Origin of the sequence: Geminisphaera colitermitum TAV2 (assembly GCF_000171235.2) — a bacterium.
GTDB lineage: Bacteria > Verrucomicrobiota > Verrucomicrobiia > Opitutales > Opitutaceae > Geminisphaera > Geminisphaera colitermitum.
In genome coordinates this window covers 1-25,287 of the sequence record NZ_ABEA03000095.1, presented here as the reverse complement: position 1 = coordinate 25,287, position 25,287 = coordinate 1, and the positions used below count along the sequence as shown (strand labels likewise).

Here is a 25,287-nt window from a genome sequence, read left to right as displayed (position 1 = left end):
CCCCCCTCCAACCACTTTTATTACTCTTTATGCATTCCAAGCCCCAAGTCCTCGCCTGGCTCACCTGCGACGGCGTCCATATCGACCCGGCCACGGGAAAACACACCATCCTCGGCGTGTTTTCCAACATCCGCTCGCGCCAGTTCCCGGTCACGCACCCCTTCATGATCTGGTTCCTCACGCTAAGCGACGTAACCTCCGGCGAACACGGCATCCGCATCAGCATGGGCCTCGACCCCATCAACCCGCAGCCCCTCATCGACCGCAAATTCCAGTCCCACGGCCCGCTGCAACGCATCAACCTCATCAACGAAATCCGCAACCTCCAGTTCCCCCAGCCCGGCGACTACGCCATCGTCATTGAGATCGACGACGAACCGATCCTCGTGACCAGCATCAATGTCATGAGTTGACGGATACCACCGCCCGCCGCCCGCCCGCGCCCCCCCCCCCCCCCCTCTCTCTCTCTCTCCTCCTCGATCCGCCTGCCATGCCCACCACCAACCCCTTCAACACCCAGTTTGACCTCATCGCCGTCGGCTCGCCGATCATGGATCTCCTTGCCCGCGTGCCCGATGTTTTTCTTGCCCACCTTCACGGCAAGAAAGGCGGCATGGAGTTGATCGACGCCGTCGAGATGGAACGCCTCGTCTCCACCCTGCCCCAGCCGCCCGTTGCCGCCGCCGGAGGCTCCGCCGGCAACACCGCCTGCACCTGCGCGCGGCTCGGGTTGCACACCACGTTTCTCGGCAAACTCGGTGACGACGCCACCGCCCGGGCCTACCGCGACCACTTCATCGCCCTCGGCGGCGACGCCTCGCGCTTCAAATACGCCGACCTCTCCAACGCCCGCTGCCTCTCCCTCATCACGCCCGACGGCCAGCGCACCATGCGCACCTGCCTCGCCGCCGCGATGACGCTCGTGCCGCACGAAATTTCCCCCTCCGACTTCGCTCGCTGCCGCCACGCGCACATCGAAGGCTACCTCCTCTTCAACCGCTCGCTCGCCGAGGCCGTGCTCCACGCCGCGCGCGTCGCCGGCTGCACCATCAGCATCGACCTTGCCTCCTTTGAAGTCGTCAACTCCTCCCGCGCCTGGCTCCTCGCGCAAATCCAAAAAGGCATCGACGCCGTCTTTGCCAACGAAGACGAAATCCGGGCCCTTTTCCCCGACGCCGGCCCCGCTCCCGATTACGGCGCGCTGACCCGCCGCCTCGCCGCGCTCGCCCCCGTGACCGCCGCCGTCAAGATCGGCAAGGACGGCGCCTGGGTGGCGCGCGGCACCGAGTTGCAACGCATCGCCCCCATCCCCGCTCTCCAAGTCATCGACACCACCGGCGCGGGCGACGCCTGGGCCGCCGGTTTCATTTGCGGACGCCTCCGCGGCTGGTCGCTCGCCAAGGCCGGCGCGCTCGGCTCGCTCCTCGGCTCCGAATGCGTGCAGCACCTCGGTCCCGGCATCCCCGACCACCGCTGGGCCGACATCCACCTCGCCGCCCACCAGATCGGTGCCGCGCGGTAAACCGCAAGGCGACTGCGCCACCATCTGAAAATCGACGGTCCGAAACTCCCCCCCCTTAACAAAGGCTGGCCATCGCCGCATGACGGCGCACCATGACCGGCATTGTGATCGCCTCCGTTGCTTTCCGTAACTTCAAGGCCCTGCGCTCCACGCATATCGACCTTGCTCCCTTTACCCTCCTCATCGGGCCCAATGGATCGGGCAAGACCAGCCTCATCCAAGCCGGCATGCGCCTGCGCACCCTGGCCCGCCTCCCGCTGCGCGAACCATCGCCCGCGCTCGCCCTCTCCACGGACCTGCCCGAAGTCATCTTCCACTTCGATCCGCCGCACACCGGACTCGAAGCCATCCTTGCCTGCTCCTCCGACACCGTGTGCGACCTCCTCGAAATCCGCCCCCTGCTCACCGGCGAAGGCTCCGACGACTGGGACGGCCTGCGCGCGCGCCTCCTCTCCATGCGCGCCTACCTCTTCGACCACCACGCCATCGCCAGCCCCGCCCCCGCCAGCGACCACGCCGAACTCGCCTCCAACGGCAGCAACCTCTCCGCCGTCCTCGCCCACCTCCACGCGCAACACCCCGCCGCCTTCGCCTCCCTGCACGCCGAGTTTCTGAGGATATTTCCCGAATTCGAAACCTTCGAAACCGCCGACAACGACGACGCCCACACCGTGCTCCTTCGCTTCCGCATCTGCGGCGAACCCGACTGGATCGACGCCGCCGACCTCTCGCAAGGCACCCTCTACGCCCTCGCCATCCTCACCCTCGCCTGGTCCCCCAACCCACCCTCCCTCGTGTGCATCGAGGAACTCGACCGCGGCATCCACCCCCGCCTCCTCCGCGAACTCCGCGACTCCCTCTACCGTTTGGCCTACCCCCCCCCCCCCCCCCTCCCCTCGCAACCCCGACCCGCCACACAAGTCATCGCCACCACGCACTCACCCTACCTCCTCGACCTCTTCCGCGACACCCCCGAGGAAGTCGTCATCGCGGAAAAACACGGACGCACCGCGCACTTTGCCCGCCTCGCCGACCGCGCCGACCTCGCCGAACTCCTCGCCGGCGGATCCCTTGGCGACCTCTGGTTTTCCGGCATCCTCGGCGGCGTGCCAGACGACGGAAAATGAAGCTCGCCATTCTCAGCGAATCCCCCGCCGACGAAGCCGCGCTGGCCGTGCTCATCGAAGCCGCGCTCGGGCGCACCTTCCAGCGCATCCATCCCCCCCTTCGCGCCCGCGGCTGGCCCTCCGTCGCGCAAGTCCTGCCCTCCATCATCAAACATCTCCATTTCAACACCGACGCCCACGGCCTCGTCGTAGTCGTGGACAGCGACGACTCCGTAGTCCACACGCCACTACACGACGAACCCGGCCACCACCACCCCGGCTGCCGTCTCTGCCAGCTCCGCGCCACCTTTCGCCAGACCACCAAAAAACTCTCCCTCCGCCCCACCCGTCCCGCCGGCGTCCTGCGCGGCATCGGCGTGGCCGTGCCCGCCATCGAAGCCTGGTACCTGTGCGGACGTGACGCCACCGTCACCGAAGCCGCCTGGCGGCAAGGGCAGGAAACCGCCCGCCCGCCCTACACCCGCCGCGAATTGAAGGCCCGCGTTTACGGCACCGAACGCCCCAGCCTCCCGCTCGAAACCGAACGCGCCCTGGCCGACGCCCGCCGCCACGCCCGCGACCTGCGCCGGCTCGAACACGACTTCCCCGGTTTTCAATCCCTCTCCCGCGACCTCCGCGACTGGCAGGCGCGGCTTGCGTAACTGATGAGCAGGTAGGGAGGCCTCTCCGAGGCCTCCGCTGTGCGTGGTGAGAGGATACGAAACTCATAGGTGAATGGAGCGTGGTTTCGGAGGCCTCGGAGAGGCCTCCCTACCGTCCTTGCGTAACTTCAATTGCGTAAAACGACAAACGGACGGCTTCAGCCAAACAACACCGTCCGCACCTCCCACGCGCGGACACACGTGCGCCACGCGCCGGTGTTGCCCGCGTCGAACATCCGCCATTCTCCGGTGCGTCGGCCCAGTGCGTCGGCCTCCGCCTGACGCGTAATGCCGGACGGCAAACGAAGCACCACCTCCGCCGCCCCGCCCCGCGTTTCCGCGAGACGCACCGCCAGTCCTTCCGGCGCGCTTCGTATCGAACTCACCAATACCGGATCATCCACGCCCGCGTCCGGATCGGCATAAAAGCTCTCCCGGCCCGGCTGCGCCGCGGCCAGCGGCAGGAGCGGCGCATTGAAATCCGCGCCCGACCGCACCAGTTCCGCCGTCGCCGGTCCCGAGTGCGGCTGCACCGCGTAGTCAAACACATGCTCCACGCCCTCGGCATACGACAATTCGCTCGGAGCCTTGTAGTCCATCCCGACGGCGCGGAACAACGACATCAGGATCGCCCCGTCCTCCACCGCGTGGCCCGCCGTGCCGCGATTGAGCACCGCCAGGCCGGCCCCCGCCGCGCCGTTGTCCCCCGCTTCGCGCAAGTCCACGAAACGCTGCGCCGCGTGCTCGCCCGTGCCACGCGCCACCACGCCAAACGGCACCTCGAAACGCGCCTCGCTTTTTTTACTCCCAATTCCAAAGGGCGTGCCAAACACCGCCCGCAGCCGGAAGTCCCGCCCGCGCGGCGTCAGCCGCGTGCGATACTCGATCCGAGGCAAGGCCGCGCACAACCGCACCGTCGTCACGAACTCCACCGACTGACGCCAGAAACCGATCCGTCCGCGCTGCTCAAACACCAGCGCCTCCGGGCCGTAAAACAGCACCCGCACCTCCGTGATCGCGGGCCAGAACGGACCATGATTGACGATGTCCTCGCGCGAACCGCGGGCCAGCGGATCGGATTTGTTTTGTGTGAGCGACGACTCGAACCCGCCGCCATTCAGCGGTCCTTCGTGGTTGAGCCACAGGTCGCCATAATCCGGCACCATCGCGATCGCCCCAAACGGTCCCGGTTGCGAACGCACGCACTCCGCGCCCGACTTCGCCTCCACCAGACTCGTGATGTATCCACGCTCATCGAACCGCGCCCGATAATGCGGCGTGACGAACTCCGGCAGCAGCCCCCCGCCCGCCTCGCCCGCCAGCAATTTCGCGGCGCTCGCCGGAACTTCCCCATGCGCAGGCAACTCCAGCAACGCGGGCCGCGCCGCCTCGCCATCAAGCCACGCCGTCCGCGCAAAGCTGCAAGCGTTGAACCATCCGCCAACGACGCCACCGCCACCCGCCGGCGCTCCTGCATCCATTCCGCCAATACGCGACTCCATCGAGGCAAGACCGCGCTCCAGTTCGGCGAATTCTTCGAACGCATCCTGCAACGCCCCATCACCCAACGTGCCGCAAATCGTGTCGTGAAACTGCTGTTTAAGGAGCAGCTTCCACAGCGGATCGAAATCAACGGAATGCACCGCTCCCCCCCCCTCCCCCTCCGCTCGTCCCAATCCGCGCAACGCCGCCAGTTTTTCCAGCGCCAGCAACCGCTCCGTGCAGGCGCGATTGGCCAGCTTGAGGCGGATGTTGCTCGTAAACGTGCCGGTCAGCGCGCTGTTGAACTCGCCCTCCACCACCGGCAACTCCCCCCCCTCCCTCCCCTGCCCTGCCGCCGCATCCCGCGCCGCGAAAAACGCCTCCAGCGAATTGAACCGCACCGGCAACCCTTCCGCGCGCAGCCGCCGCGCCACCGCCGGACCGCTGGCCTGCGGAAACGCCATGTCGCCGCCGTTGCAGATCAACTGATCCGCCTCCGCGCCGCGCACCGAATAGCTGTCGAGTTGCTCCACCAGTTCCGCCAGACTGCCCGCGTTCGTGTTGGCAAAGCGAAGCTCCGCCGCGTTGACCGCCGCCGCTTCAGTGGGGAAGCGCAGATTCGCATACCCGCGCGCCATCCAGCGCGCCGCCACCTCGCTGCCGTCGAGACCGCGCCAGACAAAATCCGCCTGCTGCACCTCCGGCCTCATGCAACGCCAGAACACGTATCCAAAATACCCCGACGCCCGCGCCAGTTGCGGCATTTGCGGCGGATGCCCCCAGCAATCGGCGATCCAGCACACGCGCGGCTCCTCGCGCACGCCGCCAAGATTTTCCGCGATCCACGCTTTGCCGATCCGAATCTGTTGCAGCAGCGATTCGCCATCGGGCAGGTTCAGGTCCGGCACCGTCCACATGCCCGGCGCGATGGTCAGCCGTCCCTCGTCATAAAACCGCTTCAACGCGCCGCGCTGGTCCGGTCGCTTTTCCCAATACCAATCGAGCAGGAAAATCTGCTCGATCATGAACGTGTAATCCGGCTCGGCGGCAAGGATGCGCAACGCCTCGTCGATGATCTTTTCGCAATCGGGCAAATACTCGTCGCAACGCTGCAGATAGGCGATGTCGTGATGAAACGTAGGCAACAGGTGGAGTGTGCGGGAAGGCATGGGAACGGAACGCCAATCAAGAAACCTCTCCGATAGATGAGGCGAGCACCGATGCACACAACGTCTCGCGTTGCGAAAACAATTTCGCCAATTCTCCGTTAATCGCCCGAATCAGGGATCGGGCCAGAAACCAGCGGGAGCCTCCCGGAGGCTGTCTTTGGAACGAGGTATCCGCGGCATGGGTTGTCCGCATGCAAGCGCACCGACGTCGGGTTGCCCGCCCTTGAAATCGCCCGGTTCGCAGCCGGGAAGAGGCTGACCAAAACGCGTGCGCAAATCCGTGCCGCGCCCGCATGCCAGGCTGTCTTCCCGGAGTGAAAAATCGCCTGCCGCGGCATCCCGGAAACCGGGATCGCCCGTCGTGAAGAGACTGTGCAGGTCGATGCCGAAGGAATGCGCATCGGCCTCGCTTGTGTCCCATGCGGGCATGTCGCCGCGGCGGACATAAACATTGTAGTCTCCCTGCCAGTTGGGATTGACCGCGACCGAGTCACTGGCCCGATGCCATCGCATGGCCCAGAAAAGGTTGTTGAAATAATGGTAATTCGGCAGACCGATGTCCGTCACGCCGTTGGAGGTAATCGCGGCCGGTGCCGTGCCGGTGTTGTGGTATACGTAAACTCGTGCAGGAAGCGCCTCGGGCGAACCGTGGCCGCTGTGCGTCTGCTCCCATTTGCCGGTTTCGGCATTGAAGATGTGTTTCCAGCCTTTCACGCCGAAATTTCGGATGTCCTCCCGGTTATCCCAGAGGATGTTTCGATAGATGTAGAGTGGTCCGTAATCGGGTGCTTTCAGGCGAATGGCACAGAGGGTGCCTTGGATAAAGTTGTCATGCCAGTGACAGTCTTCCTGTCCGCCCTGAGTTTCCAGTCCATCGTCCACCAAAATCTCTATGCGGTTGTGATGAATGCGCAGGCCGCGGTCGAACCGCCTGTCTCCATCCGCCACACTGATGCCATCCCAATGATGGTGGATGTGGTTGTCATGTATCCGGTGCCCCCCTGCGGAACGGATGAGATTGATGCCGCGTTTGTCTCCCCAGCCACCCCGCTTGTTGGCCGTCCAGTGGTCGATGGAATTGGGCGCTTTCGGACGGTTTTCACCCAAGGGATTCCAGAAAATTTCGTTGAAACGGAGCGTGGCGCGGTCAGCGCCGGAGCCGAGGACGATGCCGTCCTCCACCGGCCCGATCACGCAACCCTCGACCACCGATCCCAGCGAATGCACGATGCGCACTCCACCCGAGGCATTCCGCAGAGTCAGGCCGCGCACGACGCACCGGTCCACCCCGTCGATCAGGATGATGGGGTGCTCTGGAGGAGGGCCAACGGTGATGTCCATCCGACGCGGATCACGATCGCCCCGGAAACGGATGAAAAGTTCCTTTTCCTTGAAACGATAAAGCGCCAGTCCGCCGACGACTTCCCAGCCGGACACGCCCACCCCATCGCGAAAAAGCTTTGGGTATTCCCACGCCTCACCTCGACGCGCCCGTCCGGGTTGCACCCAGTTGTCGCGCAGCATCGTCACCGATCGTCCATCGGCCACGACATGGCGCGTCTTCAAGGCGAGCGCGGCGCGATACACACCAGGGGCGATGTCCGGCGCGGGTTGCCAGTCCAGCGTCACGGCATGGCTGCCGTCGAGAACCGCGCCGGGTTCGCCTTCGAGTGTAACGGGAACTCCATGACGTCCGCTGTTTTTGAATACGACGCGCTCCCGGTAAACGCCTTTGCGCAGGCGCACCGTGTCGCCGGCTTTTGCACGGTCCAGCGCCGCCTGCACGCTATTGAGCGGAGCCTCTTCCGTGCCGGGGGCGTCAGCTTTTCCGACAGGCGCGGGCGCCACGTGAAGGAACTCGGCAGAGAGACCGGGCAAACCGAGGCTCAGGGCCAGAAGGAAAAGAGCAGGAAAAGGATGACGCATCGGGGGGGGGGGAGGGTATCGTTGGTTATTGGATCGGGAAGGGAGCGCAGAATGTTCAGACGTTTCGCATCCGCCTGTGGAGCAAGCCCGCCAACCCCAAGGCGGCCAACCCGCCCAGCGCGGCGCAGACAGATGGCTCGGGAATAGGCGCGATGTTCAACAATCCGTTTCCGCCAAAAACACTCACCCCGAAGAATGCGTTGAGTTGTTCTGCGGTGTAGGTGCCTGCGGTCGCGCTGATGCCGTTGGTTTCGTTGATCAACGCTCCGAGAAGTTCGGTGCCGGTGAAGCTCAGGTTGACCGTGGAATCCGTTTTGAAAAAGAGCGTGGCGGTGTCGGCGATTGATGCGGCGTTGCCCAGTGTGAGGCTGGCCGCACCCACACGGACATCGCCCAGGCCGAAGTCCCCGGTTGCGCCGGTCGCCAGAAGGCCGGTTTCGATTTCGGTGGAACCGGTGTGGGTGCTTGCGCCGAGCAGCGTCTGGGTTCCAGCGCCGTCCTTGACGAGTTTCAGCGTGCCGCCGATGCCGTCGGCAAACATGGTGCTGGCCGAGTATGCCGTTCCGCTGGCGGTGGTGATGCGCAGCGTGGCGGCATTGGCCGTGGTCGCTTCCCGGACGGAGCCTTTGATGGTGGTGGCGTTGCTGGTGTCGTCGATGCCGGTCACGGTGGCCGTACGCGTTATGCCGACGGATGTCGTGGCGCGTGAAATCAGGTTGATGGTTTTTGTCCCGGTGCCGGTCAGATCAAGATGCCCAAGGGTGTAATTGTTGTTGATATTGAAATTCAGCGTGCGGCTGGTGTCGCCGCCCAAAATGACGTGATTGATCGCAAGGTTGTTCAGGACGCGGGTGCCATCGGCACGACCAAAGGAGACGGAGTTTCCGTAAGTGCCCAGATCAAGCGTCCCGATGGATACATCCAGTCGTTGATTGGAGCCGCTGTTGTTTTGGAATACCAAGGTGGCGTTGGTGCTGCCGATGGTGACACGGGAGGCCGCCAACGAGTAGGTTCCGTTTGTGCCAAGGGCAATCAGGTTGAGGGTCTTGTTTGTGGTCGCCGAAGAGGTGAGGGTGAGGCTGGCGAGTTCGAAGTTTCCATTGACGTAGAAATCGCTGGTGGCGGTCAGGTTGATTGATGCGTTATCGTTGGCTCCAGGTAGTGCTGATGGAGTCCATTGGGTTGTGTCATTCCAGTTGGTTCCGTTGACGCCCTCGCGGGTGTAGTTTTCCGCATGTGCGACGATGCAGGTCAGTGGAATGAGGAGCGCAGGGCGAAGGACGGCAGGGATGCTTGTCTTTTTCATGGTTGTTGTGGGTTCTGGTGGCAGGTTAAAAATGTGTGGAAGGGGGGGGGGGAGTAGAGGTCAGAGACGGATGGAGGCGACGTGACCGTCGAAATAAACCCGGTTGTATTTGTTCCCGTGAACGGGGGCCGGGGCCATCATGTCCTCAGGCCAGCCGTAGCCTTTGCCGGTTGTGTAATCGATATCCCGGATCATCCAGTTGCGGCTCGGCTCGGAGATTTGATGCAGAGGGACGGGACGGTTTTTGGGGTCCGCCGAACCGGGATACCCCCAGACCGAACCGTCGTAACCGGGGACGAGTGGGTCACGGTTGTTGGCATAAACGATGGCGTTTTTGGATTCGTCCACGCCGATCAGATCGGGACGCGCCATGGCAAAACCGGGACAAACCAGAACAGGCAACATCACGACTTCGTTGTTGATGAGTGTGGTCTGGAATTGTGAGGCGAGATAGAGGCCGAGGCGTCCGTTGGCGTCGTTTTTTTTGATTGCGGGGGCGATTTTTCCGTAGAGGGGACCGGGGAGTGTGTTGTTGCGCTGTTCGTTGGCGTGGAGGATCACGGCGAGTCCGATCTGGCGCAGGTTGGACTTGCACTGTGCCGTGCGGGCGCTCTGGCGGACTTTGGCACTCACAGGAATAACGATGGCGGCGAGGACACCAATGATGGTGATGACCGCCAGAAGCTCGATGAGTGTGAAGGCGTCAGTCCGGGGACGACGGGGAACCGTCTGGTTCCAAGTTTCCACGGGGGGATCACCGAAGAACGGGGAGGAGAGGGTTGGGTGTTTCATAGGAGAATTTAGGTCAAGAAGGAAACCAACGATCGTGGGTTTATTGGTGATTAATGCAGATGCAAGAAAAAACCCACGATCGTTGGTTAAGTGAATGATGACACCTGATAAAGTGGAGCGATGCCCGGCAAGAAACGGCCACCTATGCAACGCAACCAGATTATCTTACGCCTTGGCGCGGTGATACGGGAGTGCCGTGTGGCGTTGGATTTGACGCAGGAAGAGTTGGCGGAGAAGGCGGATTTATCGACGAATTACATCGGCAACCTTGAGCGAGGTGAGCAGGAGCCGAGTGTGACCGCGCTGGTCAAGGTGGCTGCTGGACTTGGCATCACAGCCTCGTCGTTGATCGCGCAAGCCGGTTACTGAGTCGGCCGAGTAGGAAGCGGTGCTGACGTAGCCTCGGCAGCCAGATCACAAAAACTTGGGGTTGAGCCTGTCTCAAAAACTTGCCTCACTCGCATCCGCTTCTCCCTCATGACCCTTTATCCTGAGCAACAAGAACGCAGAGCCGGAAAAATACAATGTTTGTAATTTATTTATAATTAGCAATCTATGTTTTCTCTGCGCCTCTGCGCCTCTGCGTGATCTCTGCGTGATCTCTTAAATCTTGCGACAAATTGAACCGACAATGCTCTAGATGGTTCTTTTGATGGCACAAGTTTACTGCGGGAATTTTTTTGATATTTTTTAGGTCCCTCGCATGAGTCACGGATGAAGGCTCCATCCGAAATCGAAACGAGAGACAGCGAATCCCTCCGCCTCGCGACTCCGCGTGAACGTCATACCGCCGATCTCCCAAAGGCATTTGGCTCCGAGCCCCGGTAAATCAGACCCGGCTTACCAGCTCAAGGCGACGCTCATTTGGGGCGGCGTGTTTGAATGCACCCCGCTCCATGGCCTGCGGGAAAGAGCCTGTTGACGAACAATGGCTGGCCCCTCGACATCGTCAGGCCACGCCACCCGCGCCTTTCCAACCACGCTCGGACGCATGACCTCCACCCAACCTGCGCCCCCATCGCCTGACACTCAGCCGTTCTTCCAAACCGAACTTGCCGCACAGATGCGAGAGGAGGAAAACTCAGCCAAGCCATTGGACACAAAACCGCACGAGAGCGAAGCCATGAATCCCGAAAACACAGAGATCGTTATTTACCAAACCGAGGATGGGAAAACCCGCATCGAGGTTCGCATGGAAAACGAAACCGTCTGGCTCACCCAGGCGCAGATGGCGGAGCTGTTCCAAAGAGACCGGTCAGTCATCACAAAACACATCAACAACGCCGTTGCCGAAGGAGAGATTGATGGGAAAAGCAATGTGCAGTTTTTGCACATTGCAAATTCCGACAAGCCCGTGGCCTTCTACAATCTCGATGTCATCATCTCGGTCGGCTACCGTGTAAGATCCCTGCGCGGCACGCAATTCCGCCGCTGGGCGACCAGCGTGCTGCGGGAATACCTCGTCAAGGGCTTCGCCATGAACGACGAACTCCTGAAAAAAGCAGGAGGCGGCAATTACTGGCGCGAACTGCTGGAGCGCATCCGCGACATCCGTTCCAGCGAGAAAATTTTCTACCGGCAACTCCTCGACCTCTACGCCACCAGCGCGGATTACGACCCGCGCACACCTGAATCGCAAAAATTCTTCAAGGTCGCATAAAACAAATTCCATTTCGCCGCGCATGGACACACTGCGTCGGAAATTATTGCTCAACGCGCCAACGCGGAACTGCCGTTCATGGGGATGATCGCCTTTTCCAAGTCGCAACCCCTGAAAAACGAAATTACCGTCGCCAAAAATTACCTGACGGAAGAGGAACTCGCGAAATTGAACCGCATGGTCTCCGCGTTTTTCGATCTGGCTGAACTGCGCGCCATGAATCACCAGCCCATATATATGAAAGACTGGCTCGCAGAGTTGGACGATTTTGCCAAACGATACGGCCAAGGCGTGCTGGAAAACGCCGGCACAGTCAGCCATGAAGCGGCCGTTGAAAAAGCTCAGGCCGAGTAAGGGAAATACCGCCAGAAAACGTTGCCCGATCTTTCGCCCGCCGAACGCGATTTCCTCGCCGGGATCAAGGCCATCCAGAAAAAGGTAGAGAGCAAAAGCCGGACAAAAAAGAACGGTGGTCAGACGTGAACGAAGGCTGGCCACCCGGCGCAGGCTGTGTTCATCGTAGACGGCATGTTTGAGATCATCGGCACCATCAAAAAAATCTTCGACGAGCAGACTTTCGGCAGCGGCTTCAACAAGCGTGAATTTGTCCTCACCATCGAGGACGGTCGCTTCCCGCAGGACATCAAATTCGAGTGCGTGAAGGATAAAGTCGGCCTCCTCACCTCCCTCAACCCCGGCGACAAGGCCAAGGTCTCCTTCGATCTGCGGGGCCGCGAATGGAAGGAAAATTACTACGTGAACCTCAACGCATGGAAAATCGAACTCGTCGGCGCCGCGTCTGACGCACCGACTCCGACAGACGATGGCGCGCCCCTCCCCGAAGAGCCCGGCACGCCAGTGAACGACGACGACGTGCCGTTTTGAAGTTTTCTGCCTCAAGTGGAATACCGTCAAATCAGACGTCCTCGAATGGCTAAAAATCGAACCGTGAGGGCCTGAGGACAAAACAAGCCGAAGTGTGAACGACTTCGGCTTTGGCAGGCGGGGAAGAGATGCGGGCGGGGACGCCCGCGCCACTTCAAACCGTCACGCGTTACACGGTCACGTCGAACAACTCGGCGTGCATCGTGCCTTCGGCGACTTTGTTGACGGAACCAGTCATTTGGATCGCGTAGTCGTCGCCGATTTCGATGCCGATGCGTCCGCCGGGCATGTGGACGGTGACCGATGAGTCCACGAGACCGAGCTTGCGCGCCACCGCCGCCGCCGCGCTCGAACTGCTGCCGGAGGCAAGTGTGTAACCGGCACCGCGTTCCCAGATTTCGATGCGGATGTTGGCGCGGTCGAGGATTTGGAGAAATTGCACGTTGGTCTTGCGCGGGAAGTTGGGATGCGTCTCCAAGTGCGGGCCGTATTTGTGCGCGAGTTCGGCGGAAACTTCAGGCAGCGGCAGCACGCAGTGGGGATTGCCAATCGTGGCGGCGCAAAAGGTGAACTCGCGGTCAAGGATGGTGATTTTTTCGTTAATCACATCGCGTCCTTCCCCCCCCCCCCCCCCCTCGCCAGCGAGGGTCACGGGGATTTGCGCGCTGTTGAAACTCACGCGGCCCATCTCGACTTGGATGAGGCGGCCCGCGTCGCGGATTTCAGAGCGAACGTGACCGCCGGGTGTTTCGATGGTCACCACGCCGGTGCCGTCGGCGCTGTTTTTGCGCACGCGTCCGGTGTCCCACAAGTAGCGCGTAAAGATGCGCAGGCCGTTGCCGGATTTTTCCGCTTCGGAACCGTCGGGATTAAAGATGCGCAGGCCGCAGTCGCTCTTTTCGGAGGGCAGCGGTCCCCAGAGAATGCCGTCGGAGCCGACGCCAAAATTGCGATGGCATACGACCCGGATCTGCGCGGTCGAGGGGGCGGCTCCCCAAGCGGGGAAGTCGGCCGGATTGAGCACGATGTAGTCGTTGCCGAGAGCGTGGTATTTGTAAAAGCGCATGGTGTGGCAGTGCGTCGTTGTGATTGTAACAGCCAGCTACGCAACCACAGCACAGGGGAGGGACGGAAGCCGAATTCGCAGCCGGCGGCGCCGGATGCGCCGGAAATCAATCTTCGTCGTCCTCTTCGTCCTCGTCGTCGTAATCGTCATCCGAGGGGTAGGCGAGTTCGTAGCGGCATTCGCTCATCACTCGCAGCCATATCTCGCGCAGGTCAAACAAGCGCGACATCGCGCCGGCACAGTAGGCGCGAAGGGGTTTGGAGGCGCGTTCGCCGAGTTCGGCGACCTTGCCCAAGCGTCCCATGGTGGCGTTGAGTTCCAGCAGGGCACGCTTTAACAAGCTGATGGCCAGGGCATAATCACCAAAATCGAGCGCCTGGATGGCGAGCAGTGACTGCGTTTCGCCGCGTTGCAGGGCTCCCATGTAACCAATGGCGAATGGCTGCGGCACTTTTGCCGGATCAGCCGCGAGGCGCTCCCAACTGCGCGTGAGGCTCAGATAGATGGCCCGGGTGGCGACGAAAACCGGATTTTTTTGCAACGTATAAGGTTCCATGTCGTCGCTCATGTCCGGGATCAGGTCGCCGTCTTCCTTTGCGGAAGCGGAATTGTCGTCATCGCTGGTCGCGTCGGAAGCGAAAGGGGAGTCAGCGGCGGCGGCAGGGCCGGAAGCGGCGGCGTTGGCGGCATCGTTCGCCGCGCCGGAGGACGAGGAGGAAGATGAGGACTGGGGAGTGTCGGTTTTCGCGGTTTCCGGGTTGGTTTCCGTTTCGCCGCTCCACTCTTCGATATCCCAGCCCATCAAGCGGGCGGTTTCGTCGAGACGCTGCGGATGGTTCCTAAGTTTTTCGTAACAAGCGATGTAACGAAGGAGCACTTCGTCCTGTTCGCGCAGGTATTGCTCCCAGTCGAACTCGTTCCAAACCACGTCCCCACGATCATCCCACGAGTTATCAAAGGTGCCGTCAGTGTTGTAGTCGCTCATACTTGGGCGGTCGAAGGACCGTTTGCCGCAAAGTGCTCCCCACAGGGTCGAATGCAACGACAAACGCGGTTTGGTACGATTGATCCCCGGTTGAATTGATCCCCGGTTGATCGCGGGATCAAACTGCTGCATCCAATTCACGATTGTCTCACTCATCGGGTGCGGGAAACATCTGCCGCCATGCCCTCATCTTCTCCCGCATCCGCCCCCCTCGCCTCCCCCCGCCTGTATTGGGAAACCACGCTCTCCCGCGTTGCCACGCCCGTGCTTGAGGCGCTCGCGCAAGGACGGCTGCGCGCCTCCATGCCCATCGAGTGTATCCAGGGACACACGACATCGCGCGCAACCGTCACGCACCTCGAAGCCTTCGGGCGCACGCTGGCCGGACTCGCACCATGGATGGAGTTGCAACCGCAACACCGCCTCGCCGTGCTCGCCCGCGAAGCGATGACGCAGGCGGTCGATCCCCGCTCACCCGACCGGCTCAACTTTACCGAAGGCGGACAGCCTCTTGTGGACGCGGCGTTTCTCGCCCACGCCTTGCTTCGCGCCCCGCGCGCACTCTGGCACGACCTCGACGAAATCACCCGCCAGCGACTCGCGGAGGCACTGCGCTCCACCCGCGTCACCACGCCCGGTTTCAACAACTGGCTCCTCTTCTCCGCCATGATCGAAGCCGCGCTGCTCCGCTTCACGGACGAGGCCGACTTCATGCGTATCGACTACGCCGTCCGCCAGCACGAGCAATGGTACCTCGGCGATGGCGTTTACGGCGACGGACCGGAGTTTCACTGGGATTTTTACAACAGCTTCGTCATCCAGCCCATGCTGCTCGATGTGCTCGAAACCGCCGCGCCGCATCTCCGCGCGCCCGCCGCATGGCGCGAATTGCTGCCGCGCGTCCGCGCCCGCGCGGTTCGTTACGCGGCGGTGCTGGAGCGCCTGATCGCACCCGACGGCTCGTTCCCGCCCGTGGGACGCTCCATCGCGTATCGCTGCGGCGCGTTCCAGTTGCTCGCACAGATGGCGTTGCGGCGCGAGTTGCCCGAAGGCGTTGCCCCCGCGCAAGTCCGCGGCGCGCTCACTGCTGTGATACGCCGCACGCTGGGGGCACCGGGAACATTCGACAACGACACCGGCAACGACGGCGCCGGCTGGCTGCGCATAGGTCTCGCCGGACACCAGCCGGGACTTGGCGAAGTCTACATCAGCACGGGTAGCCTTTATCTGTGCACGACGGCATTTCTCCCGCTCGGACTGCCAGCGTCGGACGATTTCTGGAGCCAGCCCGATGCGCCTTGGACCAGCGCCCGCGTCTGGGCCGGCGCCGATCAGCCCGTGGACAAAGCCCTCAAATAACTCCGTGGCGCCGCGACTCCATCGGCATTACATCGCGCCCAGTCCCCCCCCCCCCCCGGCCTCCTCGCCCCCCCCCCTCCTCCTCTACGCAGGCTGTAGGCGCCCCTCATGCTTGCATCCGGCGGGCTTGGGCATTCGAGTGCGGGCGGAAATCAAAACATGAGTCTGATCTTCGCCTCCATCGCGGCACTTTTGCCGATCATCAACCCATTCAGCACCGCGCCATTGTTTCTCGCCATCACGGAAGGAGACACCGACGCCGAGCGCAACGAGCAGGCCCGGCGCGGCGTGCTCTACATGGTTGCCATCCTCACCACCTTTTTGGTCTGCGGCAGTTTTATCATGAACTTCTTCGGCCTTTCGCTGCCCGGCTTGCGAATCGCGGGCGGCATTATCGTGGCTGGCGTCGGCATGCGCATGTTGTATCCAAAAGACGACCACGACCAGACTCCGCAGGAAAAAGCCGAGTCGCGCAAAAAAGCGGACGTCTCCTTCACCCCGCTCGCCATGCCGAGCCTGAGCGGCCCGGGTGCGATCTCGGTTACCATCGGCCTGGCCTCAATGTCGTCAGGCTGGCTTGATTACGTGAGCGTTTTCATCGGCATCCTCGTCGTGGCCTGCATTACCTACGGCGTGCTCCGGCTGGCAACGCGACTCGTGCATCATCTCGGCGTCAACGGCCTCCACGCCATGACCAAGATCATGGGATTTCTGATCCTGTGCGTCGGAGTCCAGTTCGTGGTCAACGGCGTGCGCGGCATCGCCAGCGACTCGGAACTACTCCGCGACATCCGCGCCGGACTCGAGGCATCGGCGGAGACGAATACTGGAACCAGCGCCACGGCGAAGGCGGACGCCAACAAGTGATCATCAGGGGCAGCCAGCAGGAACGGCGGGAGGCGCAGGACAGGGAGGCGGGAATGGCAGGCGACGAGGCAAACCCGGCACCCACAGGCTTGCTCAATCTACAAACCACACTACGTTTCCCGCATTATGTTTGACTGGTTGGATTGTCCGTCTGTGGAACGCATCCCTGACAAAGTCAGCGGAGCATGGGTTTTTCGTGGCACCCGGATCCCTGTCGCAGCGTTGTTCGAAAACTTGGAAGACGGAGCCACGGTGGACGAATTCCTCACGTGGTTTCCTGGGGTATCCAAGCGCCAGGTCGACGACGTTCTCGAATTTGCAACCGGCACCCTGAAAGTTGCATGAGTGCATAGTGCATGAAAATCCTGTTCGACCAAGGAACCCCCGTCCCCCTGCGCAAGTGGTTTGTCGGTCATGTTGTGGCTCGTTTATCAAGGTTCTTCGACGTTTTCGGTGGATAGACGAGAGGTGGCGCGGGAGCGCCCGTAGCGCAGGCATCTTGCCTGCAATCGAGTCGCTGGCGCGAAGCGCTGCTTCCCAAAACTAAACGCAGCAAATGCCACCGCGCTTCGCGCAATCAATTTAGATGGCAGGCAAGATGCCTGCGCTACGGGCGCTACCGCGCCAACTCCCGCTATATCAACTTATCGAGTCTCCACTGAAAACGTCGAAGAACCTTTATCAAAGTGCGATTTTGGGAATAAACACCACTTCGCCTCGGTCTCTCCCCCCCCCTCCCCCCCCCCCCCCTTGCGGCTGCCACTTGCGCCTTGCCGCCCCCGCGTGCGGACTGCGAGCCTCGCACACGATGAAGATCGTCCATGTTGCCAGTGAGCTGTTCCCCTACGTTAAAACCGGTGGCCTGGCTGATGCTGCCGGGGCGCTGACCTCCACCCTTGCCGACCGCGGCCACGAAGTCGCCGTGTTCCTCCCCGGCTACCGCGCGATCCTCGACCACCCCGACGCCGCCCTCGCCGCTCCCCTCACCAAACTGCGCATCGAGATGGGCGACGAATTCATGTCCGGCGACCTCCGCTGCTTCCGCCCCAAGCACAACCTCACCATCTACCTCGTGTGCCGCGAAGAATTCTTCGACCGCCGCAACCCCTACGGCAACGGCGCGCGCGACTACGAAGACAACGACCAACGCTTCGTCTTCTTTTGCAAAGGCGTCGTCGAATCCCTCCGCCTCCTCGAATACCAGGCCGACCTCGTCCACTGCCACGACTGGCAGACCGGCATCCTCCCCCTCCTCCTCCGCCACACCGAAGAACGCTACCAAGTCTCCCTCGCCCTGCGCACCGTGTTCACCATCCACAACATTGCCTTCCAAGGCGTGTTTCCGATGAAGAGCTTCATCCGCACCAACCTCCCCTCCGAACTCCAAGGCATCGACGGCATCGAATTCTACGGCCAGATCAGCCTCATGAAAGCGGGCATCCTCTTCTCCGACCGCGTGACGACCGTCAGCCCCCGCTACGCCCTCGAAATCCAGACCCCCGAATTTGGCGCCGGCCTCGACGGCGTCATCAAAACCCGGGCCGACGACCTCGTCGGCATCCTCAACGGCATCGACACCACCATCTGGAACCCCGCCACCGACCCCTCATTACCCGCCAACTACACCGCCACCGACCTCGCCGGCAAAACCCGCTGCCGCCGCGAACTCCTCGTGCGCCACGGCATGGACCCCGATTACCCCGGCCCCGTCATCGGCATGGTCTGCCGCCTCACCACGCAAAAAGGCGTCGATCTCGTCCTCGACAACCACCTCTTCTTCCAACGCTCCGACTGCCGCCTCATCGTCCTCGGCACCGGCGACAAGACCCTCGAACGCGGCCTGCGCGAACTCACCGTCCTCGCCCCCCGCAAAGTCGCCCTCAGCGCCGTGCATGACGAAGCCATGAGCCACCTCATCGAAGCCGGTTCCGACTTCTTCCTCATGCCCTCGAAATTCGAACCCTGCGGCCTCAACCAGATGTATTCGCAAGCCTACGGAACGATCCCCCTCGTATCCAGCGTTGGCGGCCTCATCGACACCGTCATCGACGTGGACGGCCACCCCGCCGAAGGCACCGGTATTCTATTCCCCCCCACCGCCAACGGCCTCCGCCACGGCCTCGAACGCGCCCTCCTCCTCTATTCCGACACGCCCCGCCACCGCCGCGCGCAGCAACGCGCCATGGCCCGCGACTTCGGCTGGGCCTGCTCCGTTGCCGAATACGAACGCATCTACGAAGAAATGTGCTGAACCGGCCAGTCCCAGACACCCGGAAACATGACCGACCACGAACTCACCACCCTCATCGAAGACGCCACCTTTGACTACACCATGGGCGACCTCGACGCTGCCCTGGCCAAGCTCCACCGCGCCACCCAAGCCGCTCCCACCTCCTTTGAAGCCTGGCACACCCTGGCCGAAGTCGCCCTCAACGCCCGCGACCACCCCGGCCACACGCGCGACGCCGCCCTCGACACCGCGCTCGACGCCGCGCAACGCGCCGACACCCTTCGCCCCGACGACCTCCTCATCAAAACCACCCTCTCCCGCATCTGGATGGAAAAAGGCGACAAAACCACCGCCGAGAAATACGGCGCCCAAGCCCGCATCCTCGGCTGGAAAGACCAACTCAAAAACCCCGACCCCAACCCCAGCTCAAAAACCGCCGGGGAAAGTCATTTTCCGGGTTGAATCACCGCAAAGACCTCTCCTAGTAACTCCACCTGTTTCTCCACCACCGTCCCCACCCGTTCATCGTAAGACCTCTTTCTCATTTATCCAAAGCCCGCATGAACAGCACGAGTAACGAGATGCGCCACGAAACCGTATATTTCACCGGTCACGTGCAAGGCGTCGGATTCCGTCAGGAAACGCTCTCCATCGCGCGCGAATTCGACGTGGCGGGCCGCGTGCAAAACCTCGACGATGGCCGCGTGCAACTCGACGCCGAAGGTTCTCCCCGCGACATCGACGCCTTCATCAAAGCCATTGACGAACGCATGCACGGCTACATTCGCAAGACAGAGCGCACCTCGCGCCCCGCACCCACACCGCCGCAATTCTCCGGTTTTCAAATCCAATAATCCACTCATGTCCGCCACCGCCACCACCACCTCTCCCACCACCACCACGGATGCGCCCGCCGCCCCTCCGGCCATCGAAATACGCGGCCTCACCAAGGACTTCCCCATCAGCCTGCGCGGCGTGAAACTCCGCGCCGTTGACAACCTCAGCCTCACCATCCCCCAAGGCCAGGTCTTCGGCCTCCTCGGCCCCAACGGCTCCGGCAAAAGCACCACCATCAAAGTCATCCTCGGCCTCCTCGAAGCCACCCTCGGCGAATGCCGCGTCTTCGGCATCCCCAGCGAACAAGTCGCCTCCCGCCGCAACGTCGGTTACCTCCCCGAAGCCCCTTACTTTTACCGCTACCTCAGCGGTGCCGAACTCGTTCGCTTTTACGCCCGCGTCTGCGGCGTCCCCCGCGCCAAACTCGACGCCCGCGTCAAAGAAGTCGTCGAATGGGTTGGCCTCTCCGGTGCCTCGCACCGCCGCGTCGGCACCTATTCCAAAGGCATGCTCCAACGCATCGGCCTCGCCCAATCCCTCGTGCACGACCCCAAGCTCATCGTCCTCGACGAACCCACCGCCGGCGTCGATCCCGTCGGCTCCGCCGAGATGTGCGACCTCATCCTCAAACTCAAACAACAAGGCAAAACCGTCCTCATCACCTCGCACCTCCTTGCCCAGATCGAAGACGTCTGCGACCGCATCGCCATCCTCGACCGCGGCAAACTCATCCTCGAAGGCAACGTCAACGACCTCGTTGGCAAACGCGACCAGCAAGCCCTCATCGTGGACAAACTCTCCGACGAGGACCTCGACGCCTTCAAACACTGGCTCGCTCAACGCAAACACCACCTCAACGCCGTTGAACAACCCCGCGCCCGCCTCGACCAACTCTTCCTCAGCAAAGTCTCCCGCGCCTCTCTTCCCTCGCGGAATGAAGAATTAAAAATTAAGAATTAAAAATTAGAAAAACAAACCCATGCCTGCGGACCACTCGACGCGTTCACTTGCCAGTATGCGCGGCGAAACCGCCCCTTCCTACTTCCTGATTTTTCTCTCCTGATTCCCTCCCCCCCCCCCACCCCCCCCACACACACACATCAATCACCTGCCCTTATTTCCTAATTCCTAATTTCTCCTTCCTAATTTTATGAATAGCGTTCCCTTCTCACCCGCGCGACTCGGCCTCATTGCCAGCAACACCTTCCTTGAAGCCGTTCGCCAGAAACTCTTCAACTTCCTGCTCCTCCTCGCCATTGGACTCGTTGCCAGCGCCCTCTTCTTTCGCGACTTCAACTTCGGCTCCTCCGAACTCAAATTCATTGCCGACTTCGGCTTCGGCGCCCTCGTGTTTTTCGGCTCCGTGCTGACCGTTGCGACCACCGCGCAACTCTTCTTCAGCGAAATCGAAAACCGCACCGCCCTCACCCTCCTCGCCAAACCCATCTGGCGCACCGAATTTGTCTTCGGCAAATTCCTCGGAGTTCTCGCCGTCGTCGGCATCTTTTGCGCCGTCACCATCGGCCTCATGATCGGCATCCTCCTCTTCCGCGAGCACGCCATCCTCAAAACCCTCGACCCTGAAAACCTCCCCCCCGGCGGACTCATCAACTACACCGACATCCTCATCGTCGGTGCCCTCCAATGGATCAAATTCGGAGTCCTCACCGCCATCGTCCTCCTCATTGCCAGCTTCTCCAACACCAACCTCTACACCGTCGTCACCGGCTTCTTTGTCCTCGTCATCTGCCACCTCCAATACCTCGCGCGCGACGCCTACGGCAACGTGGCCAACTTCTTTCTCCGCGAAGGAGTGCGCCTCCTCAGCTACATCTTCCCCAACTTCCAACTCTTCAACCTTGCCGACCAAGTTGGCCAGGGAATCGGCATTGACCTTGCCGTTGCCGCGCGCGTTGCCGGCTACGGATTCATCTACATACTCGTGATTGGCCTCCTTGCTGTTTACAGCTTCCGCAGCCGTGAAATTTAACCCACCCACCGCCTTTCGTCCCCTCCGCACGGCGCTCCTCGTCCTCGTGGTAATGGCCGCCGTGGGCGCTGCCGTTCGCCCCTTGGAAACGCCCGCCTGGACCAAAATCAAAGCCGCGCAACCCGCCTTCAACTTCAAGTCCATCGAAGGCGCGCTTGGCCAAGGCCTCACCGTCGGCCTCCTCGGAGGTTTTCAAGCCATCGTTGCCGACTTTTTCTGGATACGCACCAACACCGTTTGGGAAACCTACGACCTGCCCGCCACGCAGACCTACATCAAACTCGTCACTGCCATTGACCCGCGCCCGATCTATTTCTGGCAAAACGGCTCCCGCATGATCGCCTACGACATGCCCAACTGGCGCATCGACGAGGAGATCAAGAAGAATATCGACGAGGCTCTCAAAAAGGCCGGCGACGAGGCCCTCAAAAAGGCCATCGAAAAGTTCGGCGGTTGGGCCAAGGTTCCTGACACCGATAAACGCAAGTTCGACAAAAAGATCATCGAAAAGGCCATCGACGACGCCGGCGTGCCCGACGCCGTGAAGCGCAAGTTCGAAGAAGAACAATCCAGCGTCGGCGTCGATTTCCTCAAGACCGGCCTCGGCTTCCACCCCCACGAACCCCTCCTCTACATCGAAATAGCCAACGTCTTCTTGAACCGCCTCAAAGACCCCGCCACCGCCTCCGAGTGGTATTTGAAGGCCACCGAACAACCCAACTGCCCCGCCTACGCCTTCCGCATCTACGCCGAACTCCTCCGTCGCATTGACCGCAAACCCGAAGCCCTGGCCTGGCTCAAGAAACTCTATCCCACGCTCCCCAAGGACGGCGAAGCCGCCATGTATGCCATGCCGCACGTAGTCCTTGAGCGCATACGCGAATTGGAGGACGAACTAAAAATCCCCCTCCCTGCCCGCTTCGATCCCGGACCCGGAGTAGTTGAGCCCCCCCGCCCCCCTGCGACCGACGGCGCTTACACGCCTCCCGGAGCAGCCCAGCCCCCCCCCTCCGCCGACGGCTGGACCCCCTCCATCCCCAAGTAGGAGGGCGGGTCTCCTGACCCGCCGACGGCGCGAAGCGCCGCCCATCCGAAATATCTCACCTCCCCCAGAACGCCTGCGGCGTCAGCCCCGCAACCATTGCCTCTCTGCGTAACAGCAGAATATAACGCGAATACTCCATGCGCATGCTTGCGGCGCGCATCGGGAGATGTTCATGTCAGCCCTGTTATGAAACGCCTTTGGCAGCTCCTCCTTGGCACGGTTTGCGCCTGTTCGCTCCTCGCGGCAACGGATGACCCCGCCCCAACCCCAACGGCCGACACCCAGGCTCCCCCCTCCTCCCCCGCTCCTGCGTCCGCACCCGCCCCCGCGCCTGCCTCCAACCCTAAACTCGAAACCCCAAACCCTACACCCGCCATCAACGCCGACACCCCGGCCCACGTTTTTGTCATTCAGGTCCGCGACCAGATCACCCCGCCCGTCCTCTACGTCCTCCGCCGCGGCCTCAAGGAGGCGATCAAACAAAACGCCGCCGCCGTCGTCCTCGACATGAAGACCCCCGGCGGACGCGTCGATGTCACCCTCGACATCATGGAAGCCCTCGACCAGTTCCCCGGCGAGACCCTCACCTACGTCAACGACGAAGCCATGTCCGCCGGCGCGCTCATCGCGGGCGTCACCGACCACATCTACTTCTCCCCCCGCGCCGTCATTGGAGCCGCCGAAGTCGTCAACTCCGACGGCAAGGACGTCGGCGAATCCATGAAGCGCAAAGTCGAAAGCTACCTCACCGCCAAAATCCGCGCCTACTCCGAAACCGACCCCCGGCGTGGCGAGGTTCTCGAAGCCATGATGAACCCCAAATTTGAATTCAAGATCGGCGACACCGTCATCAAACCCGCCGACAAACTCCTCTCCCTCACCGCCACCGAAGCCATGCGCCCCTACGGCGACCCGCCCCGCCCCCTCTTCGCCACCGGCATCGCCAAAAACATCGACGAACTCCTCACCGGAAAATACGGCGCGGGCAACTACCGCCTCACCACGCTCGAACTCACCTGGTCCGAACGCGTCGCCCAATACATCACGACCATCGCCCCCATCCTCATGGGACTCGGCTTGCTCGGCATTTTTATCGAATTCAAAACCCCCGGTTTCGGCTTCTTCGGCATCGCGGGCGGCATCCTGCTCGCCATTGTATTTTTCGGCCACTACATCGCCGGACTCTCCGGCAACGAAGCCTGGCTCTTCTTCGCCCTCGGCGTGCTGCTTGTCGCCGTGGAGCTGATTTTCTTCCCCGGCACCGTCTTTCTCGCCCTCACCGGCCTCGCCCTCATGCTCGGCGCGCTCGTCTGGTCCATGACGGATTTCTGGCCCAACGAACCGATCACCATCTCCTCGGGCATGTTCACCCGCCCCCTTGCCAACCTCCTTGTCGGCATCGCCGTTTCCGTGGGCGGCGGCCTGCTCGTCCTCCGCTTCCTCCCCCGCGGCTGGTTCCTCGACCGCCTCGTGCTCCAGGCGGCGATTGGCGGCGCGTCCACCGCCGAAGACACCGACGCCGGTCCCGGGGCCGAAGCCACGCAACTCGGCCAGATAGGTGTCACCGTTTCCGCACTACGCCCCGCCGGTCAGATCAAGATCGACGGCCGCCACTACGAGGCCCGCGTGGCCGTCGGCACCATTGATAAAGACGTCCGCGTCCGCGTCATCGGACGCCAAGGCTTCGAACTCCTCGTCGAAGAAGACAGCGGCGGCGATGATGCCCGCCGCTGAACATCCAACATCCAACGTCGAACATCCAACGCCCAATACCTGAACCTACAAACGATCCATCCATCCCCCCCCCCCCCCCACACACATACCTGATGTCCGTAAACTCCATTTTTCAATCACAGCTCTCCACATTCGATGTTGGATGTTCGACGTTGGATGTTCGACGTTCAGGGCCTTGCCCTGCGTCCCCCGCTCTCGCCAATCCACTCCCGTCAAGGCCCTGATGAACGCCATTCTCCTTCTCTTTTTAATCGGCGTCCTTCTGCTCGCCTTTGAAGTCGTTGTCCCCGGTGCAATACTCGGCACCTTGGGCGCGCTCTCGCTCATCGTCGGCTGCGCCCTCGCCTTTGTTTATCACGGCGCGACGGGTGGAGGCATTGCGGTCGCCGTCGCCCTGCTGCTTGTCGGCATCCTGCTCGTAATCGAATTTGCCATCCTGCCCCGCACACGCTGGGGACGCCGCTTCTTCCTGCACAAAAGCATCGACAGCCAGAGCCAGCCCCCCGTTGCCGCGGAAGGCATCGCCGGCAGTATCGGAACCGCCGATACAACACTCGCCCCCACCGGCTACGTCTTCGTTGATGGCCGCCGCTACGAAGCCGTCTCGCGCTCCGGCCTCATCGAAAAAGGCGCGACCATCACCGTCATCGGCACCAGCACCTTC

At 62.0% G+C, this 25,287-nt stretch carries 23 protein-coding genes and 1 pseudogene; 18 read left to right on the top strand and 6 right to left on the bottom strand.

Annotation, left to right across the window (positions count from 1 at the left end; translation table 11 throughout):
- Window positions 1-29 precede the first annotated feature (29 nt).
- The 4 genes from OBACDRAFT_RS10985 (at window position 30) to OBACDRAFT_RS10970 (ending at window position 3,290) form a co-directional block, all read left to right on the top strand.
- Complete coding sequence (locus OBACDRAFT_RS10985; RefSeq protein ID WP_043585537.1) at window positions 30-413, top strand: DUF6941 family protein; 384 nt, start codon at window positions 30-32, stop codon at window positions 411-413.
- Window positions 410-1,522 (top strand): adenosine kinase, encoded by a 1,113-nt coding sequence (locus tag OBACDRAFT_RS10980; RefSeq protein WP_232767008.1) that lies wholly within the window; start codon window positions 410-412, stop codon window positions 1,520-1,522. Before OBACDRAFT_RS10985 ends, OBACDRAFT_RS10980 begins: the two co-directional genes overlap by 4 nt.
- Window positions 1,523-1,614: 92 nt before the next feature.
- Complete coding sequence (locus tag OBACDRAFT_RS10975) at window positions 1,615-2,649, top strand: AAA family ATPase (protein WP_232767006.1); 1,035 nt, start codon at window positions 1,615-1,617, stop codon at window positions 2,647-2,649.
- Complete coding sequence (locus OBACDRAFT_RS10970) at window positions 2,646-3,290, top strand: hypothetical protein (RefSeq protein ID WP_043585536.1); 645 nt, start codon at window positions 2,646-2,648, stop codon at window positions 3,288-3,290. The genes OBACDRAFT_RS10975 and OBACDRAFT_RS10970 overlap by 4 nt, the downstream gene beginning before the upstream one ends.
- 158 nt (window positions 3,291-3,448) lie before the next feature.
- Here the strand turns inward: OBACDRAFT_RS10970 and OBACDRAFT_RS10965 are convergent, their stop codons facing one another.
- The 4 genes from OBACDRAFT_RS10965 to OBACDRAFT_RS10950 form a co-directional block, all read right to left on the bottom strand.
- Window positions 3,449-5,941 (bottom strand): glycoside hydrolase family 38 N-terminal domain-containing protein, encoded by a 2,493-nt coding sequence (locus tag OBACDRAFT_RS10965; protein ID WP_081721966.1) that lies wholly within the window; start codon window positions 5,939-5,941, stop codon window positions 3,449-3,451.
- A 111-nt stretch (window positions 5,942-6,052) separates the two neighbouring features.
- Window positions 6,053-7,867: a right-handed parallel beta-helix repeat-containing protein gene (locus tag OBACDRAFT_RS10960; protein WP_052361722.1), complete on the bottom strand. Its 1,815-nt coding sequence runs from the start codon at window positions 7,865-7,867 to the stop codon at window positions 6,053-6,055.
- Between the two features lie 55 nt (window positions 7,868-7,922).
- On the bottom strand, window positions 7,923-9,173 hold the full coding sequence (locus tag OBACDRAFT_RS10955) for an autotransporter-associated beta strand repeat-containing protein (RefSeq protein WP_043585535.1): 1,251 nt from the start codon (window positions 9,171-9,173) through the stop codon (window positions 7,923-7,925).
- 60 nt (window positions 9,174-9,233) lie between these two features.
- Window positions 9,234-9,965, bottom strand: coding sequence for a type II secretion system protein (locus OBACDRAFT_RS10950; RefSeq protein ID WP_081721965.1), 732 nt, complete (start codon window positions 9,963-9,965; stop codon window positions 9,234-9,236).
- 144 nt (window positions 9,966-10,109) lie between these two features.
- Here OBACDRAFT_RS10950 and OBACDRAFT_RS10945 point away from each other — a divergent pair, with 144 nt between their 5' ends.
- The 3 genes and pseudogenes from OBACDRAFT_RS10945 (at window position 10,110) to OBACDRAFT_RS10935 (ending at window position 12,510) form a co-directional block, all read left to right on the top strand.
- Window positions 10,110-10,334 (top strand): helix-turn-helix domain-containing protein, encoded by a 225-nt coding sequence (locus tag OBACDRAFT_RS10945; protein WP_043585534.1) that lies wholly within the window; start codon window positions 10,110-10,112, stop codon window positions 10,332-10,334.
- Between the two features lie 754 nt (window positions 10,335-11,088).
- Window positions 11,089-12,108: pseudogene (locus OBACDRAFT_RS29670) on the top strand (virulence RhuM family protein).
- Window positions 12,109-12,153: 45 nt separating this feature from the next.
- Entirely contained in the window at window positions 12,154-12,510 is a 357-nt protein-coding gene (locus OBACDRAFT_RS10935; protein ID WP_043585533.1) for a DUF3127 domain-containing protein, read from the top strand.
- 169 nt (window positions 12,511-12,679) lie between these two features.
- Here the strand turns inward: OBACDRAFT_RS10935 and dapF are convergent, their stop codons facing one another.
- Window positions 12,680-13,576, bottom strand: coding sequence for a diaminopimelate epimerase (gene dapF / locus OBACDRAFT_RS10930; RefSeq protein WP_043585530.1), 897 nt, complete (start codon window positions 13,574-13,576; stop codon window positions 12,680-12,682).
- Window positions 13,577-13,682: 106 nt separating this feature from the next.
- Entirely contained in the window at window positions 13,683-14,561 is an 879-nt protein-coding gene (locus OBACDRAFT_RS10925; protein WP_043585528.1) for a hypothetical protein, read from the bottom strand.
- A 180-nt stretch (window positions 14,562-14,741) separates the two neighbouring features.
- On the opposite strand from OBACDRAFT_RS10925, the gene OBACDRAFT_RS10920 reads away from it, so the two are divergent.
- The 11 genes from OBACDRAFT_RS10920 to OBACDRAFT_RS10870 all read left to right on the top strand — a co-directional run.
- Complete coding sequence (locus OBACDRAFT_RS10920) at window positions 14,742-15,920, top strand: DUF2264 domain-containing protein (protein ID WP_052361720.1); 1,179 nt, start codon at window positions 14,742-14,744, stop codon at window positions 15,918-15,920.
- Between the two features lie 159 nt (window positions 15,921-16,079).
- Window positions 16,080-16,787 (top strand): MarC family NAAT transporter, encoded by a 708-nt coding sequence (locus OBACDRAFT_RS10915; RefSeq protein ID WP_052361717.1) that lies wholly within the window; start codon window positions 16,080-16,082, stop codon window positions 16,785-16,787.
- 126 nt (window positions 16,788-16,913) lie between these two features.
- The gene (locus tag OBACDRAFT_RS10910; RefSeq protein ID WP_043585525.1) at window positions 16,914-17,132 is read left to right on the top strand and encodes a DUF433 domain-containing protein; all 219 of its coding nucleotides are present in this window, start codon (window positions 16,914-16,916) and stop codon (window positions 17,130-17,132) included.
- Window positions 17,133-17,481: 349 nt separating this feature from the next.
- Complete coding sequence (gene glgA / locus OBACDRAFT_RS10905) at window positions 17,482-19,038, top strand: glycogen synthase GlgA (protein WP_232767003.1); 1,557 nt, start codon at window positions 17,482-17,484, stop codon at window positions 19,036-19,038.
- A 27-nt stretch (window positions 19,039-19,065) separates the two neighbouring features.
- The gene (locus OBACDRAFT_RS10900) at window positions 19,066-19,479 is read left to right on the top strand and encodes a tetratricopeptide repeat protein (RefSeq protein ID WP_052361715.1); all 414 of its coding nucleotides are present in this window, start codon (window positions 19,066-19,068) and stop codon (window positions 19,477-19,479) included.
- Between the two features lie 98 nt (window positions 19,480-19,577).
- Complete coding sequence (locus OBACDRAFT_RS10895; RefSeq protein WP_052361713.1) at window positions 19,578-19,871, top strand: acylphosphatase; 294 nt, start codon at window positions 19,578-19,580, stop codon at window positions 19,869-19,871.
- A 7-nt stretch (window positions 19,872-19,878) separates the two neighbouring features.
- Complete coding sequence (locus OBACDRAFT_RS10890; protein WP_052361711.1) at window positions 19,879-20,814, top strand: ABC transporter ATP-binding protein; 936 nt, start codon at window positions 19,879-19,881, stop codon at window positions 20,812-20,814.
- Window positions 20,815-21,004: 190 nt separating this feature from the next.
- Complete coding sequence (locus tag OBACDRAFT_RS10885; RefSeq protein WP_052361709.1) at window positions 21,005-21,844, top strand: ABC transporter permease; 840 nt, start codon at window positions 21,005-21,007, stop codon at window positions 21,842-21,844.
- On the top strand, window positions 21,834-22,889 hold the full coding sequence (locus OBACDRAFT_RS10880) for a tetratricopeptide repeat protein (RefSeq protein WP_232767002.1): 1,056 nt from the start codon (window positions 21,834-21,836) through the stop codon (window positions 22,887-22,889). Before OBACDRAFT_RS10885 ends, OBACDRAFT_RS10880 begins: the two co-directional genes overlap by 11 nt.
- A gap of 186 nt (window positions 22,890-23,075) precedes the next feature.
- A complete protein-coding gene (locus OBACDRAFT_RS10875; protein WP_043585523.1) occupies window positions 23,076-24,623 on the top strand; it encodes an NfeD family protein in 1,548 nt (515 codons plus the stop codon).
- A gap of 223 nt (window positions 24,624-24,846) precedes the next feature.
- Window positions 24,847-25,287 (top strand): NfeD family protein (locus tag OBACDRAFT_RS10870; protein ID WP_043585564.1); only part of this gene is annotated, 441 nt, incomplete at its 3' end.